Source organism: Luteimonas sp. A277, assembly GCF_054052045.1.
In genome coordinates, this window is record NZ_JBSVRG010000012.1 from 54397 (window position 1) to 65613 (window position 11217).

The 11217-nt window shown below is 69.6% G+C and carries 13 protein-coding genes; 4 read left to right on the top strand and 9 right to left on the bottom strand.

What is annotated here, in order from left to right:
• Positions 1-35: 35 nt before the first annotated feature.
• The 8 genes from ACW7G2_RS12550 to ACW7G2_RS12585 all read right to left on the bottom strand — a co-directional run bounded on the left by ACW7G2_RS12550 (position 36) and on the right by ACW7G2_RS12585 (position 6687).
• On the bottom strand, positions 36-479 hold the full coding sequence (locus ACW7G2_RS12550) for a phosphotransferase (RefSeq protein ID WP_456976293.1): 444 nt from the start codon (positions 477-479) through the stop codon (positions 36-38).
• Complete coding sequence (locus ACW7G2_RS12555; RefSeq protein ID WP_456976295.1) at positions 476-2863, bottom strand: MMPL family transporter; 2388 nt, start codon at positions 2861-2863, stop codon at positions 476-478. The genes ACW7G2_RS12550 and ACW7G2_RS12555 overlap by 4 nt, the downstream gene beginning before the upstream one ends.
• On the bottom strand, positions 2863-3462 hold the full coding sequence (locus tag ACW7G2_RS12560; RefSeq protein WP_456976297.1) for a LolA-related protein: 600 nt from the start codon (positions 3460-3462) through the stop codon (positions 2863-2865). Before ACW7G2_RS12560 ends, ACW7G2_RS12555 begins: the two co-directional genes overlap by 1 nt.
• Positions 3440-4444 (bottom strand): LpxL/LpxP family acyltransferase, encoded by a 1005-nt coding sequence (locus ACW7G2_RS12565; protein WP_456976299.1) that lies wholly within the window; start codon positions 4442-4444, stop codon positions 3440-3442. The genes ACW7G2_RS12560 and ACW7G2_RS12565 overlap by 23 nt, the downstream gene beginning before the upstream one ends.
• Entirely contained in the window at positions 4441-4773 is a 333-nt protein-coding gene (locus tag ACW7G2_RS12570) for a hypothetical protein (protein ID WP_456976301.1), read from the bottom strand. The genes ACW7G2_RS12565 and ACW7G2_RS12570 overlap by 4 nt, the downstream gene beginning before the upstream one ends.
• Positions 4774-4849: 76 nt before the next feature.
• Positions 4850-5623, bottom strand: coding sequence for a lysophospholipid acyltransferase family protein (locus ACW7G2_RS12575; RefSeq protein WP_456976303.1), 774 nt, complete (start codon positions 5621-5623; stop codon positions 4850-4852).
• 69 nt (positions 5624-5692) lie between these two features.
• On the bottom strand, positions 5693-6421 hold the full coding sequence (locus tag ACW7G2_RS12580; RefSeq protein WP_456976305.1) for a ketosynthase: 729 nt from the start codon (positions 6419-6421) through the stop codon (positions 5693-5695).
• Positions 6418-6687, bottom strand: coding sequence for a phosphopantetheine-binding protein (locus tag ACW7G2_RS12585; protein WP_456976307.1), 270 nt, complete (start codon positions 6685-6687; stop codon positions 6418-6420). The genes ACW7G2_RS12580 and ACW7G2_RS12585 overlap by 4 nt, the downstream gene beginning before the upstream one ends.
• 107 nt (positions 6688-6794) lie before the next feature.
• Between ACW7G2_RS12585 and ACW7G2_RS12590 the strand changes: the two genes are divergently transcribed.
• From ACW7G2_RS12590 to aroE, 3 genes are read left to right on the top strand one after another with little or no spacing between them, the layout of a single operon-like run.
• Positions 6795-7820 carry a chorismate transformation enzyme, FkbO/Hyg5 family gene (locus ACW7G2_RS12590; protein ID WP_456976309.1) on the top strand — a complete coding sequence of 342 codons (1026 nt, stop codon included), beginning with the start codon at positions 6795-6797 and terminating at the stop codon, positions 7818-7820.
• Positions 7821-7870: 50 nt separating this feature from the next.
• Positions 7871-8863, top strand: a complete 993-nt coding sequence (hemB, locus tag ACW7G2_RS12595) for a porphobilinogen synthase (RefSeq protein ID WP_456976311.1) — start codon at positions 7871-7873, stop codon at positions 8861-8863.
• A 48-nt stretch (positions 8864-8911) separates the two neighbouring features.
• Entirely contained in the window at positions 8912-9778 is an 867-nt protein-coding gene (aroE, locus tag ACW7G2_RS12600) for a shikimate dehydrogenase (protein WP_456976313.1), read from the top strand.
• A 3-nt stretch (positions 9779-9781) separates the two neighbouring features.
• On the opposite strand, the gene ACW7G2_RS12605 is transcribed toward aroE, so the two are convergent.
• A complete protein-coding gene (locus ACW7G2_RS12605) occupies positions 9782-10327 on the bottom strand; it encodes a gamma carbonic anhydrase family protein (RefSeq protein WP_456976315.1) in 546 nt (181 codons plus the stop codon).
• 119 nt (positions 10328-10446) lie between these two features.
• Between ACW7G2_RS12605 and xth the strand changes: the two genes are divergently transcribed.
• A complete protein-coding gene (gene xth / locus ACW7G2_RS12610) occupies positions 10447-11217 on the top strand; it encodes an exodeoxyribonuclease III (protein ID WP_456976317.1) in 771 nt (256 codons plus the stop codon).

An 11217-nucleotide genomic window follows, 5' to 3' on the forward strand; every position in this document is an offset into this window, starting at 1 on the left:
GCGAAGCCGCGTGACGATCGTTGTGGTTCGTTGGTTTATGCCGGCGGCGCGTCCGGAGCCAGCATGACGGCGGCGCGGCCTTCGGCGAGCAGGGTTCCGCCGTGGGTGATGTGGAAGGCGTATTGCTGGGTCGTTGGGGATTGGGCCAGTACCTGGGCATGGCATTCGAGCTCACCGGCCAGGCCATCAATGCGGGAAAGGTGCAGTTCCACCCCGCGCAGGGCCACCAGCATGCCGGGCGGGGCAACGCCACCGGATTCACGCGCCAGCAGCCCGCCGTGGACGGCCATGGCCTGGGCGCCGTATTCGCACAGGTGCACCGCACGCAGGCGGCCGTCGGCCCGCAGCGGATGGTCCGCATTGCGATGGTTGCCGGCCTCGACGCGGATGGACTCGGCATCCCACTCCAGCACCCGGTCCCACAGGCACATCGCGCCCTGGTGGGGAATCATCGCCAGGATTTCTTCGCGTCCGATCATGCGCCCCGCTCCATCAGCCCCACCCCGCCGCCGACCTCTTCTGCCGTCCCGGCAGGCCGCCTGGCGATCAGCAGTGCGAGGATGAAGTTGCCCACCACCCCGATCGCCACCGTCACCCCGATTGCGCGCAGCACCGGGATCGAAGACAGCGCCAGCAGCCCGAACACCAGCGCGGTCATCGATCCGCACACCACGATCGCGTGCAGGGTCCGCAGCTGCTCGCGGCGGTCGCTGCCGGCGCGCTCGAAGAACAGCGCGTAGTCCAGCCCCAGCCCCGCGCCCAGCACCAGTGACACCAGATGGAACAGGGTCAGCTCCACGCCGAAGCCGCGCAGCATCGCCAGGGTCAGCACCAGGGTGAACGCCATTGGCACCAGCACCCGGGCAACGCGTCGCGGGGCGCGCAGGGCGATCCATACCGTGGCTGTCAGCAGCAGCCCGGCGATGCCCAGCGCTGCCAGCACGCGGCCGCGCCAGGTCTGGACCAGGGATTCCGAAGTCTCCTTGAGGTCCAGCAGGCGTGCGCCTGCCGCCTCGAGCCGGGCGGCCACGGCGACTGGATCCTCCAGCCCGCCCAGGGTGGCCAGCGCGGTCGTGCGGCCGTCTTCCGTCTGCACCAGCAGGCTGGACACCACCGCCTCCAGCGGCGTGCCGGCCAGATCACCGGGGCGGAGCGGCGCTGCGGTGCGCGCAGTTTCAACGTCGGCAAGAAACGGGGCGAACACGCCCGCACGGAAGGGACTGCCCGCCGTGGCGGCTTCCAGGTCGGTGCGCAGCGCAGCGCTTGCAGGCAGCCGGGCCTGGCGCGCCTGCTGGGTAGCGGCACTGGGCAGGTAGCGGGCGGCGATTTCGTAACCGCTGATGGCGCCTTCTTCCACCAGTTGCTCCAGGGCCGGCAAAACGCGCTCGGAGGCCTGCAACGCGTGTTCCGGATCCGCTCCGTCGACCGCCAGCAGGTAGCGCACGTCGGGCGCGCCCAGCTCGCCGCGCAGGCGGCCGTCTTCGGCCAGGCCCTCTTCGGGCACGGGGGTCAGGCGGGACAGGTCGTTTTCCCAGAACGGACCGGGGGCCAGCACGGTCACTGCGATGGCGGCCACGGCCAGCGCCGCCATCAGCCCGGCACCGACCCGCGGTTGCGGCCGCGGGATGGCATCGATGGCACCGGCAAGCGAGCGCGCCCAGCGGCTGTCAGCGGCGTCCACCGGGCGCGGATCGAGCAGCGGTGGCAGCAGGAAGCGCGTGGTCAGGGCGGCGGTGAACAGGCCGACGATGGTGAATACCGCCAGCTGCTGCAGCCCGTCCACGCCGGAGAAGAAGAAGGTGAGATAGGCGATGCAGGTGGACACCACGCCGGTCAGCAGGGTGCGCCACAGCGCGCGCACGGTGGCCCGCGGCGGCTCGTCCGGCCGCAGGTGGCTGAACAGGTGCACGGGATAATCCTGGGCCACCCCGATCAGGGTGAACCCGAACGCCAAGGTGATGCCATGCATGCCGCCGTACATGGCGGCCACGGCGGCAATCCCGGCCAGCGCGGCGCTGGCCAGCGGCAGCACGCCCAGCAGCAACAGCCGCCCGCTGCGGTACGCAAGCCCGTACAGCAGCACCAGCCCGATGCTGCCAATGATCCCGATCCGCGCCGCCTCGCGCGCGGTGCGGGCACCGATCTCCACCGAGAACACGCCCGGCCCGGTCATCACCAGCGAGGTGGCCGTGTCAGCGCTCACCTCGGCGAACGCGTCATTGATGGCCTGGACCACGCCGCCCTGCGCGGACGGATCGAAGCCGGCATCGCGCGTGCGCACCAGCAGCAGGGCCTCGTCACCCACGCGGGTGAACCACACCCCGTCGATCCGCTGCGGCGCCCCCGCCGGCTCCCAGGCCTCGGCCAGGGTGGCGATTTCCAGCGTTGGATCAAATGGCAGCAGCGGCTCCACCAGCGCGCCCGCCGGCGAGCCCAGGTCCTGCAGCCGGTCCTCGAGCGCCTCGCGCAGCACCGTCTCATCCAGCGGGCGCTCATCCAGACCGGGACTGAGCAGGTAGCGGTAGGGACGCAGGCGCTCGGGGATCGCATCCAGCCCCGCCTCGGCTTCGCTGCCGTTGGCCACCAGCTCGATGCGGGCATCGCCATCCAGCGCGGCCTGCAGCGCGCGCGACTGCATCGCCAGCGTTTCCGGATCAGCGCCGCCGATCGCCAGCAGCAGCAGCCGCGCACCCGGCCCATCTCCCAGCTCGTCAATCAGCAGCTTCTGCTCTGGCGTGTCCGGCGCCGGCATGAAGGCGCGCAGGTCACCGCTCAGGTGCAGGTGTCGCGATACCAGCAGCGCGGACACCACCAGCAGCCCCAACCAGCACAGGGCGAGGACAAGCCGCAGCCGCGGGGACATCAGTCGCTGGCGCCGGAACGGCACAGGCGCTCGAAGCCTTCCGCAGTGTCCACCTCGGCCGCCGCCACCGCGGCGCTGCCCAGCAGGGTCCGCTGCAGGCTGTCATCGGTGCCCAGGGTTTCAATGCAGCGCAGCTCGTCGTTCGCGCCGAACAGGGTGATGCCCTGGACGCGCCGGGCCAGGGCGCGGTCGCGCGGGGCCATGGTCATGGTCCAGCCATCGACGGCCCCCCAGGCCCCGACCGCGAAGTTTTCTTCCAGCACCTCGCGGTCACCGGCCAACAGCGCGCCGAAGGTGTCCTGCAGTCCGGCCAGCTCCGGCGCGCGCGCGAGCGAGAAGCTGCGCGGTGAGCGTCCGGCGCGCTCCACGGTGGCGCGGCCGTCCTTCAACGTGGTGGTTTCGGCGTAGGGCGAACGGACCTCGCGCACCAGGGAGTTGCCTTCCAAGCGGCGGTATTCACCGCTGATCTTCAGCGGCGCATCCAGCAGTTCCGACTCGCGCAGTTCCACGAACGGGGTGCTCACCGCCGCGGTCGGCTGCGCCATCTGGCGCAGGATCTGGCCACTGTCGATCGGATCAGCCTTGACCGCCTGGGCCATTGCCCACGCCGGTGCCAACAGGCACGCCAGCGTTGCGGCGGCGAGGATCGCCGGCCTGGGTGCTTTCCGGGTCGCTGCCAGCATCGTCATCCTTCCAGAAGTCGTAGAAATTGAACCAGTTCCAGGGTGCATCGCGCACATGATGTTCCAGCCGCTCGGCGTAACGCCGGATGAGCGCCGGAATCGCGGCAGCCCGTTCGCGCCGTGGCAGGTCGATGCCGTCGCTGAACGACTCGAACACCAGATCGTAGCGGTTGCCACCGCGATACAGGCCGAACGCCAGCACCACCGGCACCTTGAGCACGGCGGCGATCTGCCATGGCGCCAGCGGGAACCCCGCCGGATCACCGAGGAAAGGCACCTGCTCCACCGCGCCTCCCGGCTGCGCGCGATCAACCAGCAGGGCCACGATGGCGCCTTCCTGCAGCGCCTGCTGGATCTGCAGCATGATCGTCGGTCCTGGCTGCCCGGCGTCGATGACCGTGGCGGCCACCTCGGGATTGAGCTCATCCAGCAGTTGGGTCACGGCGGCGCTGTGGGCCTTGTCCAGCACCACCCGGATTTTGTAATCAGGCCGCTGGCGGGCCAGCACCCGCAACGACTCGAAGCTGCCCAGGTGCGAGCCGAACAGCAGCACCCCGCGCCCGTGTTCGACCCGCTGCTGGAGCTTTTCAATGCCGTGCACGTTGACTTGGAAGCGCCGGAAGTCCTCGCTCAGCAGGAAGCTGCGATCAAGGATGGTGGAGGCGAAGGTGTGGATGTGGCGCGCCACTTCATGCAGGCGCGCCGGGCGGCCGAACACCCGGCTGAGATAGGCACGCGAGTCACGCCGCTCCGCCGGCCGCCGCAGCATGAAATACAGTGTGATCGGCACCAGGAACAGGCGGGTGAACCCGCGACCGCCCCCCTTGGCCACGGCCAGGATCAGGCGCACGGCCAGCCGGCCACCGCCCTCGCGGCGACGCTTCCATTCCGCGCTCATCCGGCGTCCGCCACCACGTCACCGCTGGTCACAGCAGCACCGGTCACGGCATCGTTGGCCACGGCTCCGCTGGCCACCACCGCCTCGCCGCACAGCACCTGGAAACGCCAGCGCCCCGGGGCGGATTGTTCAAGATGGATGCGCGCCTGTTCGCCGGGCAGCAGCGGGCGCTGGAACTTCACCTGCGGCAGGCGCAGCGCCGGCAGCGGGCCGTGTTCCGCCTCGATTGCTGCCAATACCCGCTCCAGCACCACGACGCCGGGCACCACCGGGCGCCCGGGGAAATGCCCCGGCAGGGAAGGATGGTCGTGCGGAATGGTCAGCAGCATGCGGGCGGAAAGCAGCGGGACATCAGCGGAAGCATACCAATGCGCGCCTCCCCCCCGACCGCGCAGGTCCGGCGGATCAGCCGTCGCGCAGCAGCCCTTCCACCGCGTCCTGGGCGCGGGCCGCCAGCTGCTGGCGGTCCAGCGGCCCGCCGTCGGCATGCAGCTCCAGCGGAGTACCGAAGCGGACCCGGATCAGGCCCGGGCGCGCGCGGAATGCGCCATCCGGCGGCAGCACGGCTCCGGTGCCTTCCAGCGCCACCGGCAGCACCCTGGCACCCGATTCAATCGCCACCTGGAACGCCCCGGGCTTGAACCGCCCGAACGTGCCGTCGCGGCTGCGGGTGCCCTCCGGGAAGATGCACAGGACCGCGCCCGAGCGGACCAACTCCGCCGACCGGCGCAGGGCCTGCGTTGCCCCGCGACGGTCGTCGCGGGGGATGAACACCATCCCCATGGCCTTCGCGTACCAGTTGACGAACGGCACCCGGGTCATTTCCTGCTTCAAGAGGAACCGCAGCGGCACCGGCACCGCCCGGAACAGCGCGCAGATATCGAGCACCGACTGGTGGTTGGCCACCAGCACATAGGGCTGCGACCAGTCGACCCGCTCCAGCCCTTCAACTTCGAACCTGCCGCCCGACGCGCGCAGCAGCCCGGACGCCCACAGCCACGAGGCCATCCGCAGCGGCACCCTGCGCCGCCCCCCGGTGAGCGCGTACACCAGCAGCGCCAGGCTCACGCACCCCATGGTCCAGGCCAGGGTGAAGACGAACTGCAGCAGGTTGAGCGCCGCCCAGCCCCAGCGCGGCAGCGCCGATTGGCCTTCAGCAGCTTCAACTCCATGACTCATGGGCACTTCCCTGCCTCGTACGGAGCGTCATGGCACCACGTGGCACCCGCCGCTGCAAGTCGCACCACCTCAGCGCAGCTGATCGCGCCAGAACGCAGGTCCCAGCCCGCCCATCTGGCGCAGGAACCGGAAGAAGCTGGGAAACCGGCCGGGGAATCGCAGCTTGCGCAGCTGGAACTCGAGGATGAAGAACCCGGCGACGATGCCGTAATTGAATAGATTGGCGAACCACGACCACTGCACGTGGGTGATCGTGACCGGCGCCGCGACGCCCAGCCGCGCCAGCAGTCCCTCCGGGGTGGCGATCATCGCCAACACCAGGTTGACCACGCCCAGCACCACCAGCAGCACCGCCCAGGCCGTGGTGAGCCAGCGGGTATAGGCCTCCAGTGCCGGCGCGTCGGCCGCATCCGGGACATCTTCAACAATGCTGGCGATGCGGGTGATCAGCGGAACCCGCCCCGGCACCAGGGTGCGCCCGAACATCCACGCCACCAGGCCGATGAAGGCCACCGGCACCAGCAGCAGGGGCACGGGCGCAAGGCCAGCCCGGTACACCACCCAACATGCAGCCGCCAACAGCGGCAGCGAAATCCACGCCCAGATGCGCCGCGCTGCCAGTGGCGAAGCCAGCATCATCAGCACCAGGGCCAGCAGCGCGGCCAGCGCCAGCAGATGGCTGTCGCGGGCGCTGGACAGGTGCGCAAGCACGCCGTAACACACCACCAGGGCAACTTCGACAGCGAGGATCACAGGATTGGCGGCCGGTTCAACGGCCGCAGGCTGGACGGCGTTCAACCAGCCCGATGCTGCTGCACGTGCTCGGCCAGCGCCCGCAGCGAGGCGAAGATGCGCAGGTTTTCCTCGTTGTCCGAGCGCAGCTGGAAGCCGTAGCGCTTGCTGATCGCCAGCGACAGCTCCAGCGCGTCGATCGAATCCAGCCCCAGCCCGGCGTTGAACAGCGGCGCGTCGGGATCGATTTCGCCGGGCTGCACGTCCTCAAGGTTCAGGCTCTCGACCAGCAGTTCGGCCAGTTCACGTTCGGCTGGGGCCTGGTTGGACATGCTCATTTCCGGGTTCGAAGGTCAGGGACTGAAAGCAGCGTCGCGCTATGATGCGCGCCCGGAATGATGGCATGGGCCGAACCAGACGGCGAGCAGCAAGCAGAAGAATGTTGAACCAGCAAGTGCAGTCAGCGCGTGATGCGCAGCAGGAAACAGGCGGACACGGCGCACGGCTGCGCGTGGACTACGTTTACGGACAGGCGGCGGACGCGCTGTTGGCCGAACCCGGCGTGCTGGCCGTGTTCGGTTTCGGCAGCCAGGCACCGCACAGCGACGATCCGCGCTACCTGCGCATTCCACTGGAACCGTGGGGTGAGGCGCCGCTGGAAGTCTGGCGCACGGACGCCCCCGTCCGCTACGGCCGTGACGGCGAGATCGCCTGGGCCACCGACGGACGGCTCTCGTTCGGCGTGATCGAGGTGGACGAGGCCGGCATCGGGATCAATGAAGCCGCACGCCGCGGCTACCAGACCCTGGGCAGCCACCTGCAAGCGGGCGCCACACCGCACATGCTGCGGATCTGGAACTACCTGGACGCGATCACCCTTGGCGACGGTGATGACGAGCGCTATCGCCAGTTCTGCCTGGGCCGCGCCGACGGAATGGGCAGCTTCGATCCCGACCGGCTGCCCGCAGCAACCGGCATCGGCCGCTGCGACGACACACGGATCCTGCAGATGTACTGGCTCTCGGCGGCCGAGCCGGGCACGCCAGTGGAAAACCCGCGCCAGATCAACGCCTACTGCTACCCGCGCCAGTACGGCCCGCAGCCGCCCAGCTTTGCCCGGGCCATGCTGCCGGCCGCAGGCGCCGACATCCCGTTGCTGCTCTCGGGTACTGCGGCCATCGTGGGCCACGCTTCGCAGCACGAAGGCGAGCTGCTGGCCCAGCTGGAGGAGACCTTCGCCAACTTCGATGCGCTGCTGGCCTCCGCCCGGCGCGGCCGCCCGGAGCTGCCGGCGCGCTTTGGCGCAGGCACCCGGTTGAAGGTGTACGTGCGCGATCGCGAAGACCTGCCGGTGGTGGCCCGCGCCCTGGACGAGCGTTTCGGTGACCGGGTGCCGCACATCGTGCTGCACGCCGTCATCTGCCGGCGCGAGCTGATCGTGGAAATCGACGGCGTACACGGCTGAACCCGGGCCCGCGCCCGGCCTGTACAGGCGCCGCGGCGTAGAATGGATGGATGAACAGACTCCCGATCCGTCCGCGGCGGATGCGCCGCGATGACTTTTCCCGCCGGCTCATGCGTGAGCACGTGCTGACCACCAACGACCTGATCTGGCCGGTGTTCGTGCACGAGCTCGACGGACGCGCGCCGGTGCCTTCCATGCCCGGCGTGGAGCGGGTATCGATCGACGAACTGCTGCGCCTGGGCGAGCAGGCCTGCGAACTGAAGATCCCCGCGCTGGCCCTGTTCCCGGTCACCGCGCCGGAAGCCAAATCGCTCGACGCCGCCGCTGCCTGGGATCCTGAGGGACTGGTGCAGCGCGCGCTGCGGGCACTCAAGCAGCGCTTCCCGGAGCTGGGTCTGATCACCGACGCCGCCCTGGACCCGTATACCGCCCACGGCCAGGACGGCCTGCTGGACGACACCGGCTACGTGCTCAACGACGAGACTGTCGAAGTGCTGGTCAAGCAGGCGCTTTCCCACGCCCAGGCCGGTGCCGACGTGGTGGCGCCCAGCGACATGATGGACGGGCGCATCGGCGCCATCCGCGATGCGCTGGAGGCCGGGGGCCACATCCACACCCGGATCATGGCCTACTCGGCCAAGTACGCCAGCGCCTTCTACGGCCCGTTCCGCGACGCGGTCGGATCGTCGGCGGCGCTGGGCAAGGCCGACAAGACCACCTACCAGATGGACCCCGCCAACGGCGAGGAAGCGCTGCGCGAAGTGGAGCTGGACCTGCAGGAAGGCGCGGACATGGTGATGGTCAAGCCCGGCATGCCATACTTGGACGTGATCCGCCGGGTGCGTGACACCTTTGGCATGCCGACCTTCGCCTACCAGGTCAGCGGCGAGTACGCGATGCTCAAGGCCGCCGCCGCCAACGGCTGGCTGGACGAGCGCGCCTGCGCCATGGAGGCCCTGGTGGCCTTCAAGCGCGCCGGCGCGGATGGCGTGCTCACCTACTTCGCCCCCGACGCGGCCCGCTGGCTGCGCGAAGACGCCTGACCCCACCGGCGGGAGTAGACTGGCTGGACCACCTCAGGGAGGTCCGCCATGAGCACGCATCCCGATCCCGATCTCGCGCCCCGCTACGCGCTGTTCGGCCATCCCGTCGCCCACACGCTGTCACCGACCATCCACGCGGCCTTTGCCCGCGATCGCGGGATCCAGATGGATTACAGCGCCATCGAAGCGCTGCCGGAGCAGTTCCCGGAGCTGCTGGCCCGGTTCGCCGAGGAAGGGGGCGCCGGTGCCAACATCACCCTGCCGCTCAAGCAGCTGGCCATTGACCAGTGCGACAGCCTGGGCGAACACGCCCAGCGCAGCGGCGCGGTCAACACCCTGGTCCGCCGCGACGGCGGCTGGCACGGGCTGAACACCGATGGCCGCGGCCTGGTGCGCGACCTCACCGACCGTCACGGCCTGGACCTGCGCGGCCGTCGGACGCTGCTGATCGGTGCGGGCGGTGCAGCGCGCGGCGTGGCCCCGGCCCTGCTGGATGCCGGCATCGGCGAGCTGTACGTGGTCAACCGCACCCCGGAACGGGCCGACGCCCTGGTCGATGCCATGGGCGAGCCGGACCGGACGCATGCGCGCTACATGGACGACCTGGGCAAGCTGGGCGATTTCACCCTGATCATCCAGGCCACCTCGGCCGCGCGGGGCTCGGGACTGCCGCCGCTGCCGATGTCACTGGTGGCCAACCGCGCGGCGGCGGTGGACCTCAACTACGGCGAAGCGGCAACGCCGTTCCTGGCCTGGGCCCGTGCAGCGCGGGCGCTGCACGCCGTCGACGGGCTGGGCATGCTGGTCGAGCAGGCCGCGGAAAGCTTCTTCTACTGGCATGACGTACGCCCGCAGACCGACGAGGTGTACGCCAGCCTGCGCGGGCGCCAGGCGAGCCTGGCCACCGCCGACTGAGGCTCAGCCCGCGGCGAAGCCGGCGAGGTATTCGTCCTTCAACCGCACGTAGTGTCCGGCGCTGTAGATCAGGCCTTCGATCTCGGCATCGCTGAGCTTGCGCACCCGGCGCGCCGGACTGCCGACCCACAGCTCGCCCTCGCCGACCGTCTTGCCCGGCGCCACCAGCGCACCGGCGCCGACGAAGGCGTGCTTTCCAATCACCGCGCCATCCAGGATCAGCGCGCCCATGCCCACCAGCGAGCCGTCACCGATGCTGCACGCATGCACCACGGCCTTGTGGCCGACGGTCACGTCGGCGCCGATGATGGTCGGGTAGCCATCCAGGCGCGTGTGCGGGCCGGCATGGCTGACGTGGATCACGCTGCCGTCCTGGATGTTGGTGCGTGCGCCGATGCGCACGTGGTTCACGTCGCCGCGGATCACGGTGCCGGGCCAGATCGACACGTCGTCGGCCAGGGCCACGTCGCCGATCACCGTCGCGGCCGGATCAATATAGACGCGCTCGCCGAGCGCCGGAACCTTGTCTCGATAGGGTCTGATGTTCATCGCCACAGGGTAACCGCTCCGGCAGCCGGGCTGGCACCCCGGCTGCGCAGGCTGGTCGGCTGAGGTGCTCTTTGCCGCGGTTGCCTACAATCCCTGATCCCCTGCACCAAGGAACGCCTGTGAAGATCGCCAGCTGGAACGTGAACTCCCTCAACGTGCGCCTGCCGCACCTGGAGCGCTGGTTGCAGGAGTCCGTGCCCGATGTGGTCGGCCTGCAGGAAACCAAGCTCGACGACGAGCGTTTCCCGGCGGCGGTGCTGGACGAGCTCGGCTATCGCAACGTGTTCCACGGCCAGAAGACCTACAACGGCGTGGCGATCCTGACCCGCGGCCATGAAATCACCGATGTGCAGATGGGCATCCCCGGCTTCGAGGACGACCAGAAGCGCGTGATCGCCGCCACGGTCAACGGCATCCGCATCATCAACCTGTACGTGGTCAACGGCCAGGACGTGGGCACCGACAAGTACGCCTACAAGATGCGTTGGCTGGACGCGGTGCACGACTGGGTGGCCGCCGAGCTGAAGGCGCATCCGGAAGCCGTGGTGATGGGCGACTTCAATATCGCGCCCGATGACCGCGACGTGCACGATCCAGAAGTGTGGAACGACGGGCACATCCTCACTTCCACCGCCGAGCGCGCCCATCTCAAGCGCCTGCTGGACCTGGGCCTGCACGATGCGTTCCGCCTGCACCATGACGAAGGCGGGATCTTCAGCTGGTGGGACTACCGCCAGGCGGCCTTCCGTCGCGACATGGGCCTGCGCATCGACCTGACCCTGGTGTCGGACGCTCTCAAGGATCGCGCCGTGGCTTCCGGCATCGACCGCGACACCCGCACCTGGGAGCGCCCCAGCGACCACGCCCCGGCATGGGTGCAGATCGCCTGA

Coding starts and splice junctions, on each gene's coding strand:
- ACW7G2_RS12560 (WP_456976297.1), bottom strand. CDS start 3,462: ATGGCCCAGGCGGTCAAGGCTGATCCGATCGACAGTGGCCAGATCCTG.
- ACW7G2_RS12550 (WP_456976293.1), bottom strand. CDS start 479: ATGATCGGACGCGAAGAAATCCTGGCGATGATTCCCCACCAGGGCGCG.
- ACW7G2_RS12555 (WP_456976295.1), bottom strand. CDS start 2,863: ATGTCCCCGCGGCTGCGGCTTGTCCTCGCCCTGTGCTGGTTGGGGCTG.
- aroE (WP_456976313.1), top strand. CDS start 8,912: ATGAGCACGCATCCCGATCCCGATCTCGCGCCCCGCTACGCGCTGTTC.
- hemB (WP_456976311.1), top strand. CDS start 7,871: ATGAACAGACTCCCGATCCGTCCGCGGCGGATGCGCCGCGATGACTTT.
- ACW7G2_RS12590 (WP_456976309.1), top strand. CDS start 6,795: ATGTTGAACCAGCAAGTGCAGTCAGCGCGTGATGCGCAGCAGGAAACA.
- ACW7G2_RS12570 (WP_456976301.1), bottom strand. CDS start 4,773: ATGCTGCTGACCATTCCGCACGACCATCCTTCCCTGCCGGGGCATTTC.
- ACW7G2_RS12585 (WP_456976307.1), bottom strand. CDS start 6,687: ATGTCCAACCAGGCCCCAGCCGAACGTGAACTGGCCGAACTGCTGGTC.
- ACW7G2_RS12605 (WP_456976315.1), bottom strand. CDS start 10,327: ATGAACATCAGACCCTATCGAGACAAGGTTCCGGCGCTCGGCGAGCGC.
- ACW7G2_RS12575 (WP_456976303.1), bottom strand. CDS start 5,623: ATGAGTCATGGAGTTGAAGCTGCTGAAGGCCAATCGGCGCTGCCGCGC.
- ACW7G2_RS12565 (WP_456976299.1), bottom strand. CDS start 4,444: ATGAGCGCGGAATGGAAGCGTCGCCGCGAGGGCGGTGGCCGGCTGGCC.